This window comes from Microbacterium sp. NIBRBAC000506063 (assembly GCF_017968845.1).
Lineage (GTDB): Bacteria > Actinomycetota > Actinomycetes > Actinomycetales > Microbacteriaceae > Microbacterium.
Genome location: NZ_CP072876.1, coordinates 373,331 through 394,652 on the forward strand (window position 1 = coordinate 373,331; position 21,322 = coordinate 394,652).

Here is a 21,322-nt window from a genome sequence, read left to right on the forward strand (position 1 = left end):
GCACCCCGATCAAGGAGGATCACATGCGTGCGCTTCGCTGGTTCACCGCCCTCGCACTCGGAGCAGGGCTCATGATGGGCGCCAGCCCTGCCCTGGCCGACACGCCGTCCGACTTCGGAGAGCTCACCGGCTCCGGAGTGGTCCCCCGCACTGTCCTCACCGCCGCGCAGCTGAACGGCGGCACCGCCTCGGCGACCGTGGCGAACAGCGCCTTCGCACTGCCCGCGCAGGCGGCGCATCCCGTGCATTCCCTGGAGGGCACGCTGACCGTCGGCAACGCCACCGCCTCCGGAGGCTTCTCCGCCGTCAAGGATCCGCACGGCTACGCGTCCAGCACCGCCGTGCGGCACCTGCCGGACTTCTCCGCCGCCCTTGTGCAGCACGGCAGCTATCTAATCCCCGCCGAGCGCGGCCTGCGGATCACCGGCAGCACGGCGTGGAATATCGCCCTGGGCGTCGGACGCGCCTGGCAGGAGAACGGCGACGGCGGGCTCACCCGCGCCGCGCTCCCCTTCTCGCTGATCGAGCGCAACGCGAACTGGGTGCACAACGGCCTGATGACCTTCCTGTTCTCCGACTCCCAGATCTCAGGGCTGCGCTATCAGGTCACGAGCGAGACGTGCGAGTACTTCCAGTTCGACATGTGGGGCCAGCTCCCGGTCGCACTGGATCGAACCGCGGTCCCGGATGCCTCCGGCATCCGCTCCGCCTTCGCCGCCGAACTCGGTGTGCGGCTTCCGACGAAACCGATCGCTCAGCTCGCCACCGACCACCCCGCGGCCGGCATCGACACCTCCGCCTTCGGCGCGGGCATCACTCCCGCCGCACGCACCCACTTCGGCTTCGTCTACGACGGCGTGAACTACGTGGGCGGCTGCCCCACCCGCCAGGGCGAGCACCCCTACTGCAGCGAGGTGCTGCTCCCCTCCTACTCGACGGCGAAGTCGGCCTTCGGCACGCTCGCCCTGCTCCGCCTGGCCCAGAAATACGGTCCCGGCGTGGCCGACGAACTGATCCAGAGCCATGTGCCTGCTGCAGCGGGGAACCCGGCATGGAACGGGGTGGCCATCCGGCACGCTCTCGACATGGCAACGGGCAACTACGACTCCGCCGCATACGAGGCCGACGAGGCCGGGAGCAGGATGAACTCCTTCTTCCTCGCCGAGAGCGAGTCGCAGAAGACCTCGATCGCCCTGTCCTTCCCGCGCAGGAGCGCACCGGGCGCGCAGTGGGTGTATCAGACCTCCGCTACCTACCTGGCCGTGCAGGCGATGGACGGCGTGCTGCGCTCCCACGAGGGCGCATCCGCGGATCTGTTCCGCATGCTCGTCGACGAGGTCCTCATCCCCGCCGGGGTCGGGCCGGATTCCTGGAAGAGCCTGCGCACCGGCAACTCCGAGGCCGGTGCCGCCTTCGGGGCTACGGCATGTTCTGGACACCGGATGCCATCGCCAAGGTCACGCAGCTGATGGGTCCGGCGGCCGGCGCCGCGGGAGGAACGCAGCTTCTGCATCCGGGCCTCCTCGATGCGGCCATGCAGCGCGACGCGGGCGATCGTGGCCTGGGCATCCCGGGGACGCCCGCGATGCGCTACAACATCTCGGTCTGGGCGAAGGACTTCGGCACCGGCGATCACGCCTCCTTCACCGAGCCGTTCACCGTGCCGTTCATGTCGGGCTTCGGCGGCATCTCGGTCGCGCTCATGCCCAACGACTCCGCCTACTACGTCTTCAGCGACAACAACCAGTTCGTCTGGACGCCGGCCGTCGTGCAGTCGCATCGCCTCGCACCGATGACCGGCGGCGGATCCGACCCTGACCCTGACCCTGATCCCGACCCTGGCGAGTGCACGGTCGACGAGCTCATCGGCAACGGTGGTTTCGAGACAGGTTCCGCGGCGCCCTGGATCGCCACCTCCACGGTCATCGACTCCCGCTCCTGGCTGCAGCCAGCTCGCTCCGGAACGTGGAAGGCCTGGCTGAACGGCTTCGGCTGGACCAACACCGACACCCTCCGCCAGACGATCACCCTGCCCGAAGGCTGCACGGATGCGACGCTGGAGTTCTGGCTGCGCATCACCACCCAGGAGACCTGGCAGGTGGCATTCGACACGCTGACGCTCACCGCGCAGAGCCAGGGTTCAACCACGACACTTCGCAGCTGGTCGAACCTGGATGCCCAGGGCTACACGCGGATCGAGGTGCCGCTGGGAGACTACGCGGGTGCGGAGGTCACTCTGACCTTCACCGGCGTCGAGGACTACTCTCTGGAGACGTCGTTCGTCATAGACGATGTGCGCGTGATCGTCCCTTAGTCGGGGGTCCCGCCGTTCACGCGAGCCGCAGCAGGACGCTCCCCCGCTTGCGACCGGTGTCGACGTAGCGGTGGGCCAAGACGATCTCGTCGAGCGCATACTCGCGGTCGATGACGGGGCGGAGGGCGCCGGCATCGGCCAGCCGCACGACCTCGCGCAGGACCGCGGGATCCTCGCCGCGCCCTTCGTTGGTCACGAGGAAGCCGCTGCGCCTGGTCTGCCAGGCGGCGCCGAGCATCCCCGGTAGATCGATGATGACGAGCAGGAGCGCGCCGCCGGGCTTCACCAGGTGACGCACGCGCCGGAAGGGCGCGTTGCCGACGCAGTCGTAGACGACGTCGTAGGGGTCGGATGCCGCGGCGAAGTCCGTCGTCGTGTAGTCGACGACGTGATCGGCTCCGAGAGAGCGGACGAGGTCGGCGTTGCCCCCGCTGCATACGGCGGTGACCTCCGCCCCGAAGTGGGAGGCGAGCTGCACGAGCGCCGTGCCCACCGCCCCGGAGGCTCCGTTGACGAGCACGCGCATGCCCGCCGCCGGCGGCACGCGATTCAGGAAGTAGACGGCCGTGAACCCTCCGAACAGGAGCGCGGCGGACTCTTCCAGCGGCAACGACGTCGGCGCCGGAGCGATGCCGGCGTCCGTGGGGACCGTGACGTACTCCGCATGGCAGCCGAAGTCTCCACCGCGCATCACGACGACGCCGTCTCCTGGCGCGAATGTCGTCACGCCGTCACCGACCGCCTCGACGACGCCGGCGCCCTCCATGCCGAGCACGAGTTTGCGGGGCCTGCGCACGCCGAGCGCCATGACCGCGAGGAACCCCAGCCCGCGCGGCAGGTCCTTCGCCCGCACACGGTGGTCGGCGATGCTCACCGTGGAGGCGTGCAGCCGCACGAGCACCTCGCCGGCGGCGGGTTCGGGCCGGGGCAGCTCGACGACCCGCACGACCTCGGGAGGACCGTACTCGCCTGCGACCGCGGCGCGCATCGTGTCCGGCATCCGATCCTCGCTCTCCGGCGCAGACGGCGCGCACGTCAGCACGCTAACGGATGCCGGACCGCGCCGTCGAGGGTGAATCGGGGAACGGCGGCCGAACGTTCGGCGTCGCGGATGTCAGTGCCGGCCGCCGGGCGGGCCGATGATGAGCAGGGCGACGAAGATCGCGACGACGGCCGCGGCGATCAGCAGGGCGAGGATCCAGGGCCGGCGCAGCAGCACGCGCAGGAGACGGTCATGCCAGGCCGTGTCCCTCGGATCGTCGGTCTGCGTGAGGCGCCACGCACCCTCGAGACGCGCGGTGCGCGCGAGCCAGATCTCGGCGGGAATCGTCGCATAGGGGATCACCGCGCTGACGACCGCGACGATGGTCGGCCAGGCCCCCAGCGCTGGTTCTTCGCGACGAGCACGGCCGTCGCCCCGTAGGAGAGGAAGACGAAACCGTGGATGCCGCCGCCGATCGTCACGGCCAGGGGCCAGTCGAGCGCGGCCCGCAGGATCAGCCCGCCGATCAGCAGGGTCCACGAGATCGCCTCGGCGATCGCGAGCGCGCGGAACAGGGACTTCGGGGTGCGGAACACATCTCTCCTCGTGGCTCGTACGTCCGTTCATCCTCTCAACCGCACCTATGAGGATGACCGGACGAGTCGGCCTCGGGCTCTTCGTCAAGCAGGGTAATGAAACGGCATCCGTCGTCGTGGGAGGGCTAACCTGACCGCATGACCTCCTCCTCCACTCTCACCTCCGTCGAACTCGGCGACGGCCTCGTCGTCAGCCCGCAAGGCTACGGCGGGATGTCGCTGACTCCCGTCTACGGCCCGATCGACCCCGACGACGCGCTGCGCACGCTGACCCACGCCGTGGACTCGGGTGTGACGTTCATCGATACGGCCAACGGCTACGGTGACGGACTGAGCGAAGAGATCATCGCCCGGCTGATCCGCACGCGCCGCGACGAGGTGCAGTTGGCCAGCAAGTTCGGCATCGTCCGGGCGGCGGGATCGGCGCCCGCGGCATCCGGGGCGACCGCGCGTACGTGCACGAGCAGATCGACCTGAGCCTGGCCCGGCTGGGCACCGACCACCTCGATCTCTATTACCAGCACCGTGTCGACCCGGAGGTCCCCATCGAGGAGACCGTGGGCGCCCTGGCCGAACTGGTGCAGGCCGGCAAGATCCGTCACATCGGCCTCTCGGAGGCCACCGGCGAGGAGCTTCGTCGCGCGTTCGCCGTGCATCCCATCGCCGCGATCCAATCCGAGTGGAGCATCATCAGCCGCGACGTCGAGCGGTTCGTGGTCCCCACGGCGATCGAGCTCGGCGTCGGCTTCGTGCCTTACTCGCCGCTGGGCCGCCAGTGGCTCACCGGGGCGTTCGACCGCTCGCAGCTCACCGAGCGCGACGCACGCAACCGCTTCCCCCGCTTCACGCCGGAGGCGTTGGCCGCCAACCAGCCCGTGCTCGACGAGCTGCTGGCCGTGGCCGCGGAGGCCGAGGTCTCCCCGCCCAGCTCGCGCTCGCGTGGCTCTACGACAAGGGGCGCGCTCTCGGCCTTCCCCTCTCGCCGATCCCCGGGTCGCGATACGCGGAGCGCGTGGACGAGAATCTCGGCGCGGTGGGGTCGAGCTGTCCAGCGAGCACGTCGCACGCTTGGACGCCCTCGCCGAGCGCGTCGTGGCGGACCGGTCGTTCAACCTGCAGTGGATCTCGGCCGGACGCGAGTAGAGCCGGAGGTGCTCCACAGCGCCCAGGCGACGAGCACCGGTTGAAGCAGCAGTCGCGCGAATCGGCGGCGGTCCGTGTCGAGCAGCGGTGCAGACCGCCCGGTGCGCCACTGGTGCACGTTGCCGGGGAAGACTGCGAGAAAGAACGCCGCACTCGCCCAGCCGATGTGCTTCCGCTCCTTCGAGAGCAGTGCGAGGCAAGCCGCGAGGCCGAGCTCCACGACGCCGGAGGCGACGACGATCGCGTCTTTGTCGAGTCGCGAGAACGGCACGGCCCAGTCGGGACGGTGATGCGAAATCCGCGGCGCCCCCAGGTGAGGTGCGCCGTTCCCGCCAGTGCGAGCAGCGCGACGAGTGCCCACCGGGCGACCGCACGCGCTGTCGCCGCCGCGGCACTTTGCTTTCTGCGGCGTGCTCCCCTATGCAACATTCGCCCTCAGCTCTGCACCGAGAGGATTAGAAGTCCCAGTCCTCGTCTTCGGTGGCCTCGGCCTTGCCGATGACGTACGACGAGCCCGACCCGCTGAAGAAGTCGTGGTTCTCGTCGGCGTTCGGGGAGAGCGCCGAGAGGATCGCCGGGTTCACGTTCGTCACCGAGGAGGGGAACATCGCCTCGTAGCCGAGGTTCATGAGCGCCTTGTTCGCGTTGTAGTGCAGGAACTTCTTCACGTCCTCGGTGAGACCGACGGCGTCGTAGAGATCCTGCGTGTACTGCACCTCGTTGTCGTAGAGCTCGTACAACAGCGAGAACGTGTAGTCCTTGAGCTCGTCACGCCGCTCCTGGGTCTCCTTCTCGAGACCCTTCTGGAACTTGTAGCCGATGTAGTAGCCGTGCACGGCCTCGTCGCGGATGATGAGGCGGATGAGGTCGGCCGTGTTGGTCAGCTTCGCCTTCGACGACCAGTAGATCGGCAGGTAGAAGCCCGAGTAGAACAGGAACGACTCCAGGAGGGTCGAGGCCACCTTGCGCTTGAGCGGGTCGTCGCCCCGGTAGTAGTCGACGATGATCTGCGCCTTCTTCTGCAGGTTCTGGTTCTCCACCGACCAGCGGAAGGCCTCGTCGATCTCCTTCGTCGAGCACAGCGTCGAGAAGATCGAGGAGTAGCTCTTGGCGTGCACCGACTCCATGAACGCGATGTTCGTGTACACGGCCTCCTCGTGCGGGGTGATCGCATCCGGGATGAGCGACACCGCGCCGACCGTGCCCTGGATGGTGTCGAGCAGGGTGAGCCCGGTGAACACGCGCATCGTGAGCTGCTGCTCCTCGGGGTCAGCGTGTTCCACGACTGGATGTCGTTGGACAGCGGCACCTTCTCGGGCAGCCAGAAGTTGTTCACGAGACGGTTCCAGACCTCGAGGTCCTTGTCGTCCTGGATGCGGTTCCAGTTGATGGCCTGCACGTGATCCACCAGGGTGAGCTTCGGGGAGGGTGTCATTTCTTGTCTTTCTCTGGAATCCCGGTGCGGAGCGTCACAGCATGCAGCTGACGCACTCGCTCATGTCCGTGCCCTCGAGGGCGAGCTGGCGGAGGCGGATGTAGTAGATCGTCTTGATCCCCTTGCGCCAGGCGTAGATCTGCGCCTTGTTGATGTCGCGCGTGGTGGCCGTGTCCTTGAAGAACAGCGTCAGCGACAGGCCCTGGTCGACGTGCTGGGTCGCCGCGGCGTAAGTGTCGATGACCTTCTCGTAGCCGATCTCGTAGGCGTCCTCGTAGTACTCCAGGTTATCGTTCGTCATGAACGGCGCCGGGTAGTAGACGCGGCCGAGCTTGCCTTCCTTGCGGATCTCGATCTTCGAGGCGATCGGGTGGATCGAGCTCGTCGAGTTGTTGATGTACGAGATCGACCCGGTCGGGGGCACGGCCTGCAGGTTCTGGTTGTAGATGCCGTGCTTCTGGATGGACTCCTTCAGCGCCGCCCAGTCGTCCTGCGTGGGGATCGGGTGCCCGGCGAACAGCGCCTTGACCTTCTCGGTCTCGGGCGTCCACGCGCGCTCGATGTACTTGTCGAAGAACTCCCCGAGGCGTACGTCGAGTCCCAGAACCCGTCGAAGACCTGACCGCGCTCGATCGCGAGCTTGTTCGACGCGCGCAGCGCGTGGAAGAGCACGGTGTAGAAGTAGATGTTGGTGAAGTCCAGGCCCTCTTCCGAGCCGTAGTGGACGTGCTCGCGGGCGAGGTAGCCGTGCAGGTTCATCTGCCCGAGGCCGATCGCGTGCGAACGGTCGTTGCCGTCCTCGATCGAGCGCACCGAGGCGATGTGGCTCTGATCGCTCACCGCGGTGAGGGCGCGGATCGCCGTCTCGACCGTCTTGCCGAGGTCGTCGGCGTCCATCGCCAGGGCGATGTTCATCGAGCCCAGGTTGCAAGAGATGTCCTTGCCGATCTCGGCGTAGGAGAGGTCTTCGTTGTAGGTGGTCGGGGTGTTGACCTGGAGGATCTCCGAGCACAGGTTCGACATGTTGATCCGGCCCTTGATGGGGTTGGCCCTGTTCACCGTGTCTTCGAACATGATGTACGGGTAGCCCGACTCGAACTGGATCTCGGCGAGGGTCTGGAAGAACTCGCGCGCGTTGATCTTGGTCTTCTTGATGCGCGGGTCGTCGACCATCTCGCGGTACTTCTCGGTCACCGAGATGTCGCCGAAGGGCACACCGTAGACCTTCTCGACGTCGTAGGGCGAGAACAGGTACATGTCCTCGTCGTTCTTGGCGAGCTCGAAGGTGATGTCGGGGACGACCACACCGAGCGAGAGCGTCTTGATGCGGATCTTCTCGTCGGCGTTCTCACGCTTGGTGTCGAGGAAGCGCAGGATGTCGGGGTGGTGCGCCGAGAGGTAGACGGCGCCCGCGCCCTGACGGGCACCGAGCTGGTTGGCGTAGCTGAAGCTGTCTTCGAGCAGCTTCATGACGGGGATGATGCCCGAGGACTGGTTCTCGATCTGCTTGATCGGCGCACCCGACTCGCGGATGTTCGACAGCAGCAGCGCCACGCCGCCACCGCGCTTGGACAGCTGCAGGGAGGAGTTGATGCCGCGCGAGATCGACTCCATGTTGTCTTCGATGCGCAGCAGGAAGCAGCTGACGAGCTCGCCGCGCTGCGCCTTGCCGGTGTTGAGGAAGGTCGGCGTCGCCGGCTGGAAGCGGCCGGAGACGATCTCTTCCACGAGGTCGATCGCGAGCTGCTCGTCGCCGTCGCCGAGGGCGAGGGCGGTCATCACCACGCGGTCTTCGAAGCGCTCGAGGTAGCGCTTGCCGTCGAAGGTCTTGAGCGTGTAGCTCGTGTAGTACTTGAAGGCGCCCAGGAACGTCTCGAAGCGGAACTTCTTCGAGTAGGCGAGGTCGTTGAGCTTCTGAATGAACTCGAACGAGTACTTCTCCAGCACGGCCGGCTCGTAATACTCCTTCTCCACGAGGTAGTCCAGACGCTCCTTGAGCGAGTGGAAGAACACCGTGTTCTGGTTCACGTGCTGCAGGAAGTACTCCCGCGCGGCCCGCTTGTCTGCGTCGAACTGGATCTTCCCCTCGGCGTCGTAGAGGTTCAGCATCGCATTGAGGGCGTGGTAGTCCAGCCCTTCGAATGCGGGGTTGCTCTTGAACGCCACGGAACCCTTCACTGCGTCATGCTCTGCATGCTCTTCGACTGCAATGCCCACCATCGTTCCAATCCGTCGCTCACGCGATCTACGTCGTCTTGCGTGCCGAATACCTCTAGCCGGTACAAGTGCGGCACACGGCACTTGCGGCTGATGATGTCACCGGCCAGGCCGTAGGCCTCGCCGAAGTTCGTGTTGCCCGTGGAGATCACTCCTCGGATGTGACGCCGATTGCGCTCGTCGTTGAGGAATCGGATCACCTGCTTGGGGACGGCGCCCTTCTCGTTGAGCCTGCCCTGTCCGCCGCCATAGGTCGGCGTCACGAGCACGAAGGGCTCGTCCACGACCAGATCCGTGTCGTTGCGGTGCAAGGGGACGCGCTCGGCTCGGAGGCCCAGCTTCGCGATGAAATGGGCGGTGTTCCCCGACACGCTCGAGAAGTAGACCAGGAGCGGAGCCGCGGTTGCCGTTGCGGTCATCTCCTCACCTCCTCCTCACCGGGGCTGGAACTGCGGCGACGGGTGCCGCCGGCCCGTCGCCGGGTCGCGCGAAGCGTCAGGCCAAGCGCGACGCGAGCTCGTCGATCTTGTCGGGACGGAAGCCCGACCAGTGGTCTTCGTCGGTGACGACGACCGGCGCCTGCATGTAGCCCAGCGCCTTGACCTGCTCGAGCGCCGAAGCGTCTTCGGAGAGGTCGTGAATCTCGTAGTCGATGCCCTTCGCATCCAGTGCGCGATACGTCGCGTTGCACTGAACGCAGGAAGGCTTGGTGTACACCGTGATGGCCATATCTGCCCCTCTCACCCTTGTCTCCACCGGCAGTCCCCCGCCGGGACCTCAATACTACATATAGGTACCGACATTGGGTGGGACCACAAGGGGTAGTAGTTACATACGTGTAGTTTTCCACCGTTCTCCCCTGTTACAACACAGGTTGTCCACCGTTTCATCCACAGGCGGCGACATTCATCGGAACCCTTCGAAGCGCGCAAACTCGCGGCTCGCGAAGGCCTCCGCGGAATCCATCCACAGGCAGGACGCTACGCCCGGGCTCCGACATTCTTTTTCCTGTGGACAACGCCCCTCGGCGTGTCGCGGCGTGTCGGATGCGAAGCGGCTGTCCGCGGCATCCGCTCGGCCGATATCGTTGTCCGGTGGCAGGGTATCGGGATCTTCTTCGCACGCCGGGAGTAGGGCGCATCATCGCCGCTCAGCTGGTGGCGCGATTCCCCAACGGGATGCTGAGCCTCGCGCTCATCCTGCACGTCGAGCAGCAGACCGGCTCCTACGGCGCGGCGGGCCTGGTCCTCGCCGCCACGTCGGTCGGCCAGGCGGTCGCCGGGCCCGTGACGAGCCGCTGGATGGGCGCATGGGGCATGCGCCGTGTCCTCTCCCTGACGCTCACGATCTGCGTCATCGCCGTGCTCGGGCTCGCCCTGCTGGAGCTCTCACTTCCCGGGTACATGGGCCTGGGACTTCTCGCGGGCCTGTCGACGCCGCCCGTGCAGTCGGCGGTGCGCACGATCTACCCGAAGATGGTGAACTCCTCGCAGCTGACCCCGCTGTTCTCCTTGGACGCCTCCCTGCAGGAGATCATCTGGGTGCTCGCCCCGTGGTCATCACCTTCGTCTCCACTCAGGTCGGCACGGTCGAGGGCTCCTGCTGGTCGCGGCGATCCTCGTCGCCGGGGCACCTGGTTCATCCTCTCCCCCGAACTCGGACGCGTGCGCATCCCGCGCAGCCGCCGCAGCTTCGGGCGCGTCGTACTGCGTCCGCCCGTCGCGCTCGCGACGGTCCTCGGCTTCCTCCTCATCGGCGCCTGCGCCGCCGTCGAGGTCGGCGTGGTGGCGACCTTCGGCCACGACGGGCTCGAGGCGGGCATCGTGCTGGCGATCTTCTCGATCGGAAGCCTCGCCGGCGGCCTCAGCTTCGGGCATCTGCCGATCGGGCCCTGGGCGATGGCACGGCGCCTCTCGATCGTCGCGGTGGGCCTGGTGCTCACGATGATCTCGCTCAACATCTTCTGGCTCGGCGGCACGCTCTTCCTCGCCGGCATCGGCATCGCGCCGGCGCTGGCGGTCCTCTTCGCGATCACGACCGCGAGCGTGAAGTTCAGCGACACCGCCGAGGCCTTCGGCTGGGCCGGCACCGGTCAGCTCATCGGCGCCGCGGCAGGATCGGCGATCGCCGGGCTCCTGATCGACCAGTCGGGTCCGACCGGGGCGTACTTCGCGGCATCCGTCTTCGCTGTCGCCGGCGTCCTCGTCGCGGTCGTGTTCGTTCGCGCCTTCCCCGATCTGCGCGGCCGCGACCCGAGTCCGCACCCCGACACCGAGCCGCTGACGCTGCCATAGATCGCCGCCGGCCCCGTGCGGAAAAGTAGGCTGAGAGCATGCCGACCCCTCTCACCCTCCCCGGATCACCTGGGGATCATCGGATGCCGCGAAGCGTGCCCTCCTCGTCCACGGACTCGGTTCGACCGGCGCTCTCATGTGGCGGCTGGGCGTCGCCCTGGCGGATGCCGGCTGGCAGGCCACCGCGGTCGATCTCCGCGGCCACGGTGATGCCCCTCGCGCACTCGACTACACGATCGAGGCCTTCGCCGCCGACCTCGTGCACACGCGGCCGCGCAAGAAGGGCACCTGGGACGCGGTGATCGGGCATTCGCTGGGCGGCGCGGCCGGCACCGTCGCATCCGCCGACGAACCGGGCTGGACGCGGCGACTCGTGCTCCTCGACCCCGCCATCGTGCTGCAGAGCAAGGAGGCGAGGATCGTCCGTCGCAGCCAGAAGCGCGCCTTCGCCGACAACCGGATCGAACGCGTGCGCAAGGAGAACCCGAGCTGGCATCCGCAGGACCACGAGCTGAAGATCGATGCGGTCGCGCGTTCCAGCGCCTGGGCGGTGGAGCAGGTGAGCGTGCAGAACCCGCACTGGGACGTGCGGGAGCAGGCGGCCCGCCTGACCGTCCCCACCGCGATCATCGCGTCCGACCCCAAGGCAGGCAGCCTATTCCAGGGACGCCTCGCCGACGAGGTGCTGGCCGGCAACCCGCTCATCACTCGCTCGATCGTGCCGGGCTCCAGCCACTCCCTCCACCGCGACCGCCCGCTTCAGACCATCGAGCGCATCCTGGAGGTCCTCGCGGGCGACTGACGCGACCCCCGCCGTGTGCAGGAGCACCCGCGCGTTCTGCAGGAGCAATGGAGTCGACACCCCGCTCTCCGCGCAAAAAGCCCCTCCCACGGCTGCTTGCTCCTGCAGACGGCACCCGTGCTCCTGCGGAAGGCGCCATAGGCTGAGTACATGAGCGCCTTCGACCCGGCGGAGTTCCTGCCCGACGACCTTCTGGAGCGCATCCGCGAGCGCGCACCGATCCACGACCGGGAGAACACCTTCCCGAGGAGGATCTCCGGGAGCTCCGCGAAGCGGGCTACCTCTCGATCCTCGTACCGCGCGAACGGGGCGGCGCGGGGCTCAGGCTCGCCGAGGCCTCCCTCCTCCAGCAGCGCCTGGCCACCGCCTCGCCGGCGACGGCGCTCGCGATCAACATGCACCTCGTGTGGACGGGTGTGGCGAAGGTGTTCTCGGACCGCGGCGTCCCGGGGCTCGAGTTCGTGCAGGACGGCGCGGCCGCCGGCGAGGTCTTCGCCTTCGGCATCAGCGAGGCCGGCAACGACCTCGTCCTCTTCGGCAGCGACACCGAGGCCGCGCCGCGCGAAGACGGCTCCTACTCCTTCACCGGCACGAAGATCTTCACCTCGCTCGCGCCGGTCTGGACGAAGCTGGGTCTGCACGGCCTCGATACGACCAGCGCCGACGCCCCGAAGCTCGTCTTCGCCTTCGTCGACCGATCGGATGCCGTCGAGACGCTCGACGACTGGGACACCCTGGGGATGCGGGCGACCCAGTCGCGCACGACGAGGCTGAACGGGGCCGTGGCGGCATCCGACCGGGTCGTCCGGCGCATCGACCCCGGACCGGGACCGGATCCGATCATCTTCGGGATCTTCAGCGTCTTCGAGATCCTGCTCGCCTCCGTCTACACCGGGATCGCCCGCCGCGCGCTCGACCTCGCGGTGGAGACCGCCCGAACACGGCGCTCGAAGAAGTCGGGGACGACGTACAGCCAGGATCCCGACATCCGCTGGCGCATCGCGGAGATGAGCCTGCGCTACGAGGCGCTGCCGCCGCAGCTGGCCTCGATCTCGCGCGACGTCGACACGCTCACGGATCACGGCGCCCGCTGGTTCACGCTGCTGTCGGGCGTCAAGCACCGGGCCGTGACGATGGCGAAGTCCGTCGTCGACGAGGCGATGCTCGTCGCCGGCGGCGGCTCCTACTTCTCGCGGAGCGAGCTGTCGCGACTGTACCGGGACGTGCTGGCGGGGATGTTCCATCCCTCCGACCCGAGTCCGCGCACGCGGCGGCCTCGACCGCGCTGCTCGGGCCGCCGGCCGACGCCGTCTGACCCCTCTCCCGGCCCGGGCCTTCCTCGCCGCGGCTCCCTCGCCTAGGCTCGAAGAGAGCGCCGGATTCGATCTGCGCCCGCTGGGCACATCCGGTGCACACGGAGGACGATGATGAGAGCCGCACGGTACTACGACCAGAAAGACATCCGGATCGAAGACATCCCCGAACCCGAGCTGAAGCCGGGCACGGTGGAGCTGGAGGTGGGCTGGTGCGGGATCTGCGGCACGGATCTGCACGAGTACCTCGAGGGGCCGATCTTCATCCCGCCGGCCGGTCACCCGCATCCGATCTCCGGGGAGTCGGCGCCCGTGACCATCGGGCACGAGTTCTCCGGAACGGTCACTGCGCTCGGAGAAGGCGTCACCGACCTCACCGTCGGTGAGAACGTCGTGGTCGAGCCGTACATCATCCGCGACGATGTCGACACGAGCCCGGGTCAGAGCTACCACCTCTCCCCGACATGAACTTCATCGGCCTGGGCGGCCGAGGCGGAGGCCTGGCCGAGAAGATCGTCGTGCAGCGCCGCTGGGTGCACCCGATCGGCGACATCCCGCTCGACCAGGCGGCGCTCATCGAGCCGCTCTCGGTCGGTCATCACGCCTTCGTGCGCTCGGGGCGAAGGCCGGGCAGACGGCGATCGTCGGCGGCGCCGGACCGATCGGCCTGCTCACGGCGGCCGTGCTCAAGGCCGAGGGCCTCACCGTCTACATCTCCGAGCTCTCCGAGGCGCGCAAAGAGATGGCGCGCACGACCGGCGTCGCCGACGAGGTGTTCGACCCGCGAGACGGTGACGTGGCCGAGCAGGTCCGTGAGCGCACCGGTGGCACCGGCGCCGATGTCGCGTTCGAATGCTCCTCGGTGCCGGCTGTCCTGGACATGCTCATCGACGCCGTGCGCCCGGGTGGCGTCGTGGTCAACGTCTCGATCTGGGGGCACAAGCCGCCCGTGGACATGCCCCGCATCGTGCTGAAGGAGATCGACCTGCGCGGCACGATCGGTTATGCCGGCGATCATCCGGCCACGATCGCGCTCGTCCAGAGCGGCAAGCTCGATCTCGCGCCCTTCATCACCGGACGCATCGGCCTCGACGACCTGGTCTCGGAGGGTTTCGATCAGCTCATCAACAACAACGAGCACCACGTGAAGATCATCGTGAACCCGCACGCCTGACCTCGGCGGGGGCGTTTCACCCGTCGGACGAGGTTGCAGCCGTCGGAGGTTTCGACTGCGTTCGTCCTGCAGGTGCGACACCCTCCTGCAGATGGACCCGGATGCCGGATGCGACCCCTACTTCCGGTCGAAGTCGAAGGCCTTCAGCAGCTCCTCGACCGCCTGTTCGCGCTCGGCGCCGCCCTGCTCGAACATGTGCGAGACGTGCGTGCGCAGGTGGTTCTCCAGCAGCAGACGGTTGAGCGACTCGAGCGAGCGCTGGATGGCTCGGGACTGCGTGATGATGTCCATGCAGTACTCCTCGCCCTCGATCATGCGGGCGACGCCGCGCAGCTGCCCCTCGAGGATGCTCGTGCGGTGCAGGGCGCGCTTCTTGATGTCTTCGATCACGCCTTGAGGGTACCCCCTCCGGGTACGTGCGTGCGAGGATGTCGGAATGTCGCCGACCCTCGCACTGCTCTCCCCGGCCGACCAGGAACGCCTGCGGGCGCTGCGCAGGATGAAGGCGGTGGCGTTGGGCGCCCTGCTGTTCATGGCGATCGTGTTCATCGTCGGATTCTGGCTGCAGGACCGCTACGCCTGGATGGGCTACGTGCGCGCCGCCGGAGAGGGCGGCATGGTGGGGGCTCTCGCGGACTGGTTCGCCGTGACGGCGCTGTTCCGAAGGCCCATGGGCCTGCCGATCCCGCACACGGCGATCATCCCGAACCGCAAGGACGAGATCGGGCGCACGCTCGGGGAGTTCGTGGAGACGAACTTCCTCTCCGGCGAGGTCGTGCGCGACAAGCTCTCCCGCACGGAGATCTCGCGCCGGGCGGGCGAGTGGCTGGCGCAACCGGCCCATGCCGAACGTCTCACCGCCGAAGGCGCGGTCGTGGCGATCGCCGTGCTGCGCGCGCTCAGCGACGACGATGTGCGCGATCTGATCAGCGACCTCGCCCGGGAGCATCTCATCGAGCCGGAGTGGGCACCTTCGGCGGGCACCTGGCTCGGAAAAATCGTCGAGGCCGATGCCCACCACGGTGCCGTCGACCTCGCGGTCGAGACGATCGTGAACTGGCTGGACGCCAACGAGCACGCCTTCACGGGCCTTCTCTCCCGGCGCCTGCCGTCCTGGGTTCCGTCGATGGCCCATCGCCTGGTCGACGACGCCGCCTACCGCGAGGCGATGAAGTTCGCCCGTGCCGTGCAGGCCGACCCGCGGCATCCGGCGCGCCTCGCCCTCGACGGCTACCTGGCCCGGCTCGCCGACAACCTTCAGCACGACCCCGCGACCCGCGCGAAGCTCGAGGGCGCCAAGGCGAACCTCTTCGACAGCCCCCGGGTCGGAGCACTCGCGGCCGAGGCGTGGAACACCGCCAAGGCGGGCCTGCTCCGTTCGCTCGCCGATCCGGAGAGCGGCCTGCGACGCCGCGCGGTCGAGGCCGTGCAGGACATCGGCGAGCGCCTCACTCGCGATGCGGCCCTGCAGCGGCGCGTGGACGCCTGGGTGTCGGATGCCGCGGTCTTCCTCGTCGACCGCTATCGCCACGACATCGCGTCTGTGATCACAGACACCGTCGAGCGCTGGGACCCCGCCGAGACGACCGAGAAAATAGAGTTGATGGTGGGCAAGGATCTGCAGTTCATCCGCCTCAACGGCACCGTGGTCGGGGCGCTCGCGGGCCTGGTGATTTTCGCGCTCGCGCACAATCTCATCCCGGGAGTCTGAATGGCACTGTCGCACGACGAGCTCTGGCCGCGAGCGGGCGGGTGGGCGGCGCCCGCGGGCCGGTCGGATGCGGTCGTCCTCGGCGTTCCCGCCTGGCGCACCTCGCTCTCCCCGACCGGATCGCACGCGACGCCCTCGGCCGTGCGCGAGGCGCTGCGCCGGTACAGCCCGACCGTGCTCGCGCCGCAGCCTCTCGATCTGAGCGAGGCGCTCCGCATCGCCGATGCCGGTGACATCGACGGACCGGACGGACCGGAGGGCGAAGCGCGGGTGCGCTCGCGCGTGGCGGAGCTGCGTGCGGCATCCGATCTCGTGATCGCCCTCGGCGGAGACAACTCGATCACCCACCCCGTCGCCCTGGCCGCAGGCGCCACCGGGCTGGTCACCCTCGATGCGCACTTCGACCTGCGCGACGGCGTCTCCAACGGCTCCCCCGTCCGGCGCCTCGTCGAGGAGGGCGGGCTCGACCCCCGACGCATCGTGCAGATCGGCATCGCCGACTTCGCCAACTCCGCCGCCTACGCCCGGCGCGCGGCGGACTGGGGCATCACGGTGATCACGATCGACGAGGTGCGCCGACGCGGGATCGACGACGTCGTGGCCGCGGCGCTGGCCGTCGTGGGCGAAGGGCCGGTGCACCTCGACATCGACGTGGACGTGTGCGATCGCTCCGTGGCGCCGGGCTGCCCGGCGTCGGTGCCCGGCGGGCTCGCGGCGTGGGAGCTGCGGTCGCTCGTGCGCGGACTCGCCTCGTCGACGGGACTGCACAGCGCCGACGTCGTCGAGGTCGATGCGACGGCGGATGCCGCGGACGGCCGCACCGTGCGCCTGGCGGCGCTGTGCGTGCTGGAGCTGCTCGCGGCGCTGGCCTTCCGAGGGCGCGGATGAGCAGGTCGGCCCGCCCGGGCATGGACTTCGAGGAGGCGTCGACGGGGCGCCGGATCGCCCTCACCGCCCGGTTCCTACTGGAACTGGCTCTGCTCGCCGGAGTCGGCGTGCTCGCCGGGAGGCTCGCGCCGGCCGGCACGGTCTGGCTGTTCGTGATCGGAGCCGTGCTCGCCGTCGGAACGGTCTGGGTGCTGCTGCTCTCGCCGAAGGCGCCCTACGACATCGGCGAGACCGCGCGCTTCCTCGTCGAACTGCTGCTGTTCGCCGGCGTCGGCATCGGACTGTTCGCCGTCGGACTCGGCGTCGCCGCCGTCATCGGATTCGCGGTCTGGGCAGGCCATCGCATCGCCCTGCTCGTGCTGCGCTGAGATCCGCCGACGCCGGAGTAGGGTGAGGCCATGATCGAGCTCGTGCTGGTGCGCCATGCGAAGTCCGACTGGGGCGACCCTGCTCTCGCCGACCATGACCGACCGCTCAACGCCCGCGGCGAAAGCGACGCCCCCGTGATGGCGGCCCGGCTCGCCGAGCAGTTCCGGTCCCTGAGCCCGTCGAAGGCTCGGCCCGAGCGCATCCTCTCCAGCACGGCGCTGCGCGCCCGCACGACGGCCGCCGCCTTCGGCGAGGCCCTCGGCGTGGAGGTGGAGCTCGACGAGAATCTCTACGGCGCTCCGGCGAGGGTGCTGCTGGAGACGGCGGCGGCATCCGGTGCCTCTTCCGTGCTGATCGTGGCGCACGATCCGGGCATGACGGTACTGGCAGAAGCCCTCTCCGACGGCGGGATCGGGCACATGCCGACCTGCGCCGTCGCGCGGTTCGTCTGGAACGAAGACGACTGGGATGTCGCGGCATCCGTCGATCCGGAGTCCTGGGAGTTCTCCACGCCGCGGTGAGGCCGGCGCCTCACTCGCTGGAGATGCCGAAGACCTTCCTGCTGAGTGCGGTCACGTCGCGGTCGAGGTGCTCGAGCTTGATGTTCACGGCGTCGAATCTGGCGTCCATGGTGCGTTCCAGGGACTCGAACTTCGCATCCACGGCCGCGAACTTCGCATCGACCGCGGTGAATCCGGCGGTCATCGCATCGCGGACGCCGCCGATGCTCGACCTCATGGAGTGCATCATCAGCGTGGTCGACAGGGTGAACCCCCCGAGCATGAGCGCGGAGAACACACCGATCAGCACCCAGATCTGCGGTTCGTTCACGAGCTCCATCCCTTCACAGTAACGGCGATGCTCCCAGCGTTCCAGACGGTTTCCGACGCATGACGGCATCCCCTGCCCGGAACACGGGCGCTGTGGACAAGTCGTTCGGGGTGGGAACTGTGCAGAACAGGTTGCTCTCGACGCCGGTAACAGTGGGTCGCATCGCGCAATCGCCCGTAACACCTCTAGCCAGCGGCGCGCGGCCATGGTTACCGTGGGGGCATCGCGGCGATCCGGGCGGTCCCGGGCACCGGCTCATAACCGGTTGTGTTGCGGGTTCGACTCCCGCCGTCGCGTCGATCAGGCCGCGAGCGGCGCGCCGTCCTTCCACACCTCGCGCACGAGCGGGACGCCCGGGCGATAGGCCAGGTGGATGCGGCTCGGAGCGTCGAGCACGGCGAGATCCGCACGCATGCCGGGGGCGATCACGCCGACGTCGTCGCGGCGGAGCGCTCTCGCTCCCCCGACGGTCGCCGCCCAGACCGCCTCGTCGACCGTCATGCCCATCTCGCGCACGGCGAGGGCGACCATGAGCGGCATCGAGCTCGTGAAGCTCGACCCCGGGTTGCAGTCGCTCGCCAGCGCCACCGTGACGCCGGCATCGATGAGCCGCCGTGCGTCGGGGTACGGCTGGCGCGTGGAGAACTCGACGCCGGGCAGGAGCGTCGCCACGGTATCGGATGCCGCAAGAGCCGCGACGTCGGCATCCGAAAGATAGGTGCAGTGGTCGACGGATGCCGCCCCACCTCGACCGCGAGCTGCACGCCCTCTCCGGGGCCGAGCTGGTTGCCGTGCACACGCGGGAGGAGGCCGCGGGCGATGCCCGCCTCGAGCACGCGCCGCGACTGCTCGGGAGTGAACGCACCCCGCTCGCAGAAGACATCGACCCACTTCGCGTGGGGCGCGCAGGCGTCGAGCATGTCGCCGACGACGAGGGCGACGTAGTCATCGGCGCGCTCGGCGTACTCGGCAGGCACGACATGCGCGCCGAGGAATGTGACCTCGTCGGTCACCTCCGCCGCGAGGCGCGCAAGCCTCTCCTCGTCACGAACGCTCAGCCCGTAGCCGGTCTTTACCTCGAAGGTCGTCGTGCCCTGTGCACGAAGCTCCTCGACGAAACAGGCCAGGCGCGCCCGCAGCTCCTCGTCGCTCGCGGCACGCGTGGCCGCAACGGTGGATCGGATGCCGCCGGCGGAATACGACTGCCCCGCCATGCGCGCGGCGAACTCCTCGGCACGATCGCCGCCGAAGACGAGGTGCGTGTGACTGTCGACGAAGCCCGGGATGACGGCGCGGCCGCCGGCGTCGATCACCTCGACGGCATCGACGCCAGGGCGTTTCGACTCGCCTTCGGCTCGCTCAACGACCGGAAGCGCTCGGTCGTTGAGCGAGCGCCGCGAGACGAAACGCGGTGAGGATGCCTCCTCAGCGGGCCCCACCCACGCGATGCGTCCGTCCTCGACGAGCACAGCCGCATCGCGGATCGTGCCGCAGGGGTCGCCCGAGGCTCCGACGTTGGTCGTCAGCTCGCCGATGTTCGTGAGGAGCAGGGCGGTCACAGCATCGGCACCTTCAGGCCGCGCTCGCGGGCGACCTCGACGGCACGGTCGTATCCGGCATCCACGTGTCTCATCACACCCGTGCCCGGGTCGTTCGTCAAGACCCGCTCGAGCTTCTCGGCGGCGAGCGGCGTGCCGTCGGCGACCGTGACCTGCCCCGCGTGGATCGAACGACCGATCCCGACGCCCCGCCGTGGTGCAGCGAGACCCAGGAGGCACCCGACGCCGTGTTCAGCAGGGCGTTCAGCAGCGGCCAGTCGGCGATGGCATCCGATCCATCGGCCATGGCCTCGGTCTCGCGGTACGGCGAGGCCACCGAACCCGAGTCGAGATGGTCGCGGCCGATCACGATCGGTGCCTTGAGCTCGCCCGAGGCGACCATCTCGTTGAACTTCAGCCCCGCGAGGTGCCGCTCCTTGTACCCGAGCCAGCAGATGCGCGCCGGCAGCCCTTCGAAATGCACCTTGTCGGCTGCCTTCTCCAGCCACCGGTGCAGCGCCGCGTCCTCCGGGAAGAGCTCAGCCACGGCACGGTCGGTCGCGGCGATGTCGGCCGGGTCGCCCGAGAGCGCCGCCCAGCGGAACGGCCCCTTGCCCTCGGCGAAGAGCGGGCGGATGTACGCCGGCACGAACCCGGGGAACTCGAACGCCCGCGGGAAGCCGCCGAGCTCCGCCTCACGGCGGATCGAGTTGCCGTAGTCGAAGACGGCGGCGCCGGCATCCTGGAATCCGACCATCGCCTCCACCTGCGCCGCCATCGACGCCCGCGCGCGCTCGGTGAAGCCCTCCGGGTCATCGGATGCCGCCGCGCGCCAATCCGCGAACGCCACCCCGCGAGGCAGATACGCGAGCGGGTCGTGGGCGCTGGTCTGATCGGTGACGATGTCGACCGTCAGCTCGCCCGCGCGGTGACGGCGGAGGAGCTCGGGGAAGACGTCGGCGGCGTTGCCGACGATCCCGACGGAGAGTGCCTCGCCGGCGTCTTTGGCGGCGAGGACACGGCCTACGGCGTGGTCCAGATCGGTGGTGTACTCGTCGAGGTAGCCATGGTCGACGCGCCGGGCAAGACGCGATTCGTCGACGTCGACGACGAGCACGGCCCCGTCGTTCATCGTGACGGCCAGCGGCTGCGCGCCGCCCATGCCGCCGCATCCGCCCGTGAGGGTGAGGGTGCCTTTCAAACTGTCGGCCGGAGCGGCCGACTCGGTTGCTGAGCCTGTCGAAGCACGGCCGAGCGATGTCGCAACCGCGGCGAAGGTCTCGTAGGTGCCCTGCAGGATCCCTGCGTGCCGATGTAGATCCAGGACCCGGCGGTCATCTGTCCGTACATGGTCAGCCCCAGCTCCTCGAGGCGGCGGAACTCGGGCCACGTCGCCCAGTCCCCCACGAGGTTGGAGTTGGCGATGAGTACGCGCGGCGCCCACTCGTGCGTGCGGAAGACGCCCACGGGCTTTCCCGACTGCACGAGCAGCGTCTCGTCGGGCTCCAGCTCGTCGAGGGTGCGCACGATCGCGTCGTAGGCCTCCCAGCTGCGAGCGGCGCGACCCGTGCCGCCGTAGACGACGAGGTCTTCGGGGTGCTCGGCGACCTCCGCATCGAGGTTGTTCATCAGCATCCGCTTGGCCGCCTCGGCGCCCCAGCTCTTCGCGGTGCGCTCGGGGCCGCGCGCGGCGCGGATCGTTCGTTCGTTCATGA

The 21,322-nt window shown here is 68.6% G+C and carries 12 protein-coding genes, 1 tRNA gene and 9 pseudogenes; 12 read left to right on the plus strand and 10 right to left on the minus strand.

Annotated elements, in window-relative coordinates:
- Positions 1-23: 23 nt before the first annotated feature.
- Complete coding sequence (locus KAE78_RS02095; protein ID WP_223171555.1) at positions 24-1,469, plus strand: hypothetical protein; 1,446 nt, start codon at positions 24-26, stop codon at positions 1,467-1,469.
- Positions 1,427-2,314: a hypothetical protein gene (locus KAE78_RS02100; RefSeq protein WP_223171556.1), complete on the plus strand. Its 888-nt coding sequence runs from the start codon at positions 1,427-1,429 to the stop codon at positions 2,312-2,314. The genes KAE78_RS02095 and KAE78_RS02100 overlap by 43 nt, the downstream gene beginning before the upstream one ends.
- A 16-nt stretch (positions 2,315-2,330) precedes the next feature.
- Here KAE78_RS02100 and KAE78_RS02105 read toward each other — a convergent pair whose 3' ends face one another.
- Both KAE78_RS02105 and KAE78_RS02110 read right to left on the minus strand, forming a co-directional pair.
- Positions 2,331-3,314: an NAD(P)-dependent alcohol dehydrogenase gene (locus tag KAE78_RS02105; protein WP_223171557.1), complete on the minus strand. Its 984-nt coding sequence runs from the start codon at positions 3,312-3,314 to the stop codon at positions 2,331-2,333.
- Between the two features lie 114 nt (positions 3,315-3,428).
- Positions 3,429-3,892: pseudogene (locus tag KAE78_RS02110) on the minus strand (DUF3817 domain-containing protein).
- 213 nt (positions 3,893-4,105) lie between these two features.
- On the opposite strand from KAE78_RS02110, the pseudogene KAE78_RS18240 reads away from it, so the two are divergent.
- Positions 4,106-5,079, plus strand: a pseudogene (locus KAE78_RS18240) (aldo/keto reductase).
- A gap of 411 nt (positions 5,080-5,490) precedes the next feature.
- Here KAE78_RS18240 and nrdF read toward each other — a convergent pair.
- The 4 genes and pseudogenes from nrdF to nrdH all read right to left on the minus strand — a co-directional run bounded on the left by nrdF (position 5,491) and on the right by nrdH (position 9,416).
- Positions 5,491-6,470, minus strand: a pseudogene (gene nrdF, locus KAE78_RS02125) (class 1b ribonucleoside-diphosphate reductase subunit beta).
- 34 nt (positions 6,471-6,504) lie between these two features.
- Positions 6,505-8,690: pseudogene (gene nrdE, locus KAE78_RS02130) on the minus strand (class 1b ribonucleoside-diphosphate reductase subunit alpha).
- Positions 8,645-9,106, minus strand: a complete 462-nt coding sequence (gene nrdI / locus KAE78_RS02135) for a class Ib ribonucleoside-diphosphate reductase assembly flavoprotein NrdI (RefSeq protein WP_223171561.1) — start codon at positions 9,104-9,106, stop codon at positions 8,645-8,647. The pseudogene nrdE and the gene nrdI overlap by 46 nt, the downstream one beginning before the upstream one ends.
- A 76-nt stretch (positions 9,107-9,182) precedes the next feature.
- The gene (nrdH, locus tag KAE78_RS02140; protein ID WP_223172373.1) at positions 9,183-9,416 is read right to left on the minus strand and encodes a glutaredoxin-like protein NrdH; all 234 of its coding nucleotides are present in this window, start codon (positions 9,414-9,416) and stop codon (positions 9,183-9,185) included.
- A gap of 365 nt (positions 9,417-9,781) precedes the next feature.
- Here nrdH and KAE78_RS02145 point away from each other — a divergent pair.
- The 4 genes and pseudogenes from KAE78_RS02145 to KAE78_RS02160 all read left to right on the plus strand — a co-directional run bounded on the left by KAE78_RS02145 (position 9,782) and on the right by KAE78_RS02160 (position 14,270).
- Positions 9,782-10,981, plus strand: a pseudogene (locus KAE78_RS02145) (MFS transporter).
- Positions 10,982-11,117: 136 nt separating this feature from the next.
- On the plus strand, positions 11,118-11,783 hold the full coding sequence (locus KAE78_RS02150; protein ID WP_262927717.1) for an alpha/beta fold hydrolase: 666 nt from the start codon (positions 11,118-11,120) through the stop codon (positions 11,781-11,783).
- A gap of 150 nt (positions 11,784-11,933) precedes the next feature.
- Positions 11,934-13,098, plus strand: a pseudogene (locus KAE78_RS02155) (acyl-CoA dehydrogenase family protein).
- A gap of 112 nt (positions 13,099-13,210) precedes the next feature.
- Positions 13,211-14,270: pseudogene (locus KAE78_RS02160) on the plus strand (2,3-butanediol dehydrogenase).
- Positions 14,271-14,387: 117 nt separating this feature from the next.
- On the opposite strand, the gene KAE78_RS02165 reads toward KAE78_RS02160, so the two are convergent.
- Complete coding sequence (locus KAE78_RS02165; RefSeq protein ID WP_223171563.1) at positions 14,388-14,660, minus strand: metal-sensitive transcriptional regulator; 273 nt, start codon at positions 14,658-14,660, stop codon at positions 14,388-14,390.
- Between the two features lie 46 nt (positions 14,661-14,706).
- On the opposite strand from KAE78_RS02165, the gene KAE78_RS02170 reads away from it, so the two are divergent.
- Genes KAE78_RS02170 through KAE78_RS02185 form a run of 4 tightly spaced genes read left to right on the plus strand, consistent with a single transcriptional unit; the run spans position 14,707 to position 17,759 of the window.
- Positions 14,707-15,981, plus strand: coding sequence for a DUF445 domain-containing protein (locus KAE78_RS02170; RefSeq protein ID WP_223171564.1), 1,275 nt, complete (start codon positions 14,707-14,709; stop codon positions 15,979-15,981).
- Positions 15,982-16,869 carry an arginase family protein gene (locus KAE78_RS02175; RefSeq protein WP_223171566.1) on the plus strand — a complete coding sequence of 296 codons (888 nt, stop codon included), beginning with the start codon at positions 15,982-15,984 and terminating at the stop codon, positions 16,867-16,869. It begins immediately after the preceding gene.
- Positions 16,870-16,889: 20 nt separating this feature from the next.
- Positions 16,890-17,237: a YrdB family protein gene (locus KAE78_RS02180; protein ID WP_223171570.1), complete on the plus strand. Its 348-nt coding sequence runs from the start codon at positions 16,890-16,892 to the stop codon at positions 17,235-17,237.
- A 30-nt stretch (positions 17,238-17,267) separates the two neighbouring features.
- Positions 17,268-17,759 carry a SixA phosphatase family protein gene (locus KAE78_RS02185; protein WP_223171575.1) on the plus strand — a complete coding sequence of 164 codons (492 nt, stop codon included), beginning with the start codon at positions 17,268-17,270 and terminating at the stop codon, positions 17,757-17,759.
- 10 nt (positions 17,760-17,769) lie between these two features.
- Here the strand turns inward: KAE78_RS02185 and KAE78_RS02190 are convergent, their stop codons facing one another.
- Entirely contained in the window at positions 17,770-18,069 is a 300-nt protein-coding gene (locus KAE78_RS02190) for a hypothetical protein (protein ID WP_223171576.1), read from the minus strand.
- Positions 18,070-18,293: 224 nt separating this feature from the next.
- On the opposite strand from KAE78_RS02190, the gene KAE78_RS02195 reads away from it, so the two are divergent.
- Positions 18,294-18,366: transfer RNA gene (locus KAE78_RS02195), tRNA-Met, on the plus strand.
- 3 nt (positions 18,367-18,369) lie between these two features.
- On the opposite strand, the pseudogene hutI reads toward KAE78_RS02195, so the two are convergent.
- Positions 18,370-19,628 (minus strand): annotated as a pseudogene (gene hutI / locus KAE78_RS02200) (imidazolonepropionase).
- Positions 19,625-21,320, minus strand: a pseudogene (hutU, locus tag KAE78_RS02205) (urocanate hydratase). The pseudogenes hutI and hutU overlap by 4 nt, the downstream one beginning before the upstream one ends.
- Positions 21,321-21,322 lie beyond the last annotated feature (2 nt).

Bases quoted from the DNA above. Each gene is read 5' to 3' on its own strand.
- KAE78_RS02095 (WP_223171555.1), top strand. From the start codon at position 24: ATGCGTGCGCTTCGCTGGTTCACCGCCCTCGCACTCGGAGCAGGGCTC.
- KAE78_RS02100 (WP_223171556.1), top strand. From the start codon at position 1,427: ATGTTCTGGACACCGGATGCCATCGCCAAGGTCACGCAGCTGATGGGT.
- KAE78_RS02105 (WP_223171557.1), bottom strand. From the start codon at position 3,314: ATGCCGGACACGATGCGCGCCGCGGTCGCAGGCGAGTACGGTCCTCCC.
- nrdI (WP_223171561.1), bottom strand. From the start codon at position 9,106: ATGACCGCAACGGCAACCGCGGCTCCGCTCCTGGTCTACTTCTCGAGC.
- nrdH (WP_223172373.1), bottom strand. From the start codon at position 9,416: ATGGCCATCACGGTGTACACCAAGCCTTCCTGCGTTCAGTGCAACGCG.
- KAE78_RS02150 (WP_262927717.1), top strand. From the start codon at position 11,118: ATGTGGCGGCTGGGCGTCGCCCTGGCGGATGCCGGCTGGCAGGCCACC.
- KAE78_RS02170 (WP_223171564.1), top strand. From the start codon at position 14,707: ATGTCGCCGACCCTCGCACTGCTCTCCCCGGCCGACCAGGAACGCCTG.
- KAE78_RS02175 (WP_223171566.1), top strand. From the start codon at position 15,982: ATGGCACTGTCGCACGACGAGCTCTGGCCGCGAGCGGGCGGGTGGGCG.
- KAE78_RS02180 (WP_223171570.1), top strand. From the start codon at position 16,890: ATGGACTTCGAGGAGGCGTCGACGGGGCGCCGGATCGCCCTCACCGCC.
- KAE78_RS02185 (WP_223171575.1), top strand. From the start codon at position 17,268: ATGATCGAGCTCGTGCTGGTGCGCCATGCGAAGTCCGACTGGGGCGAC.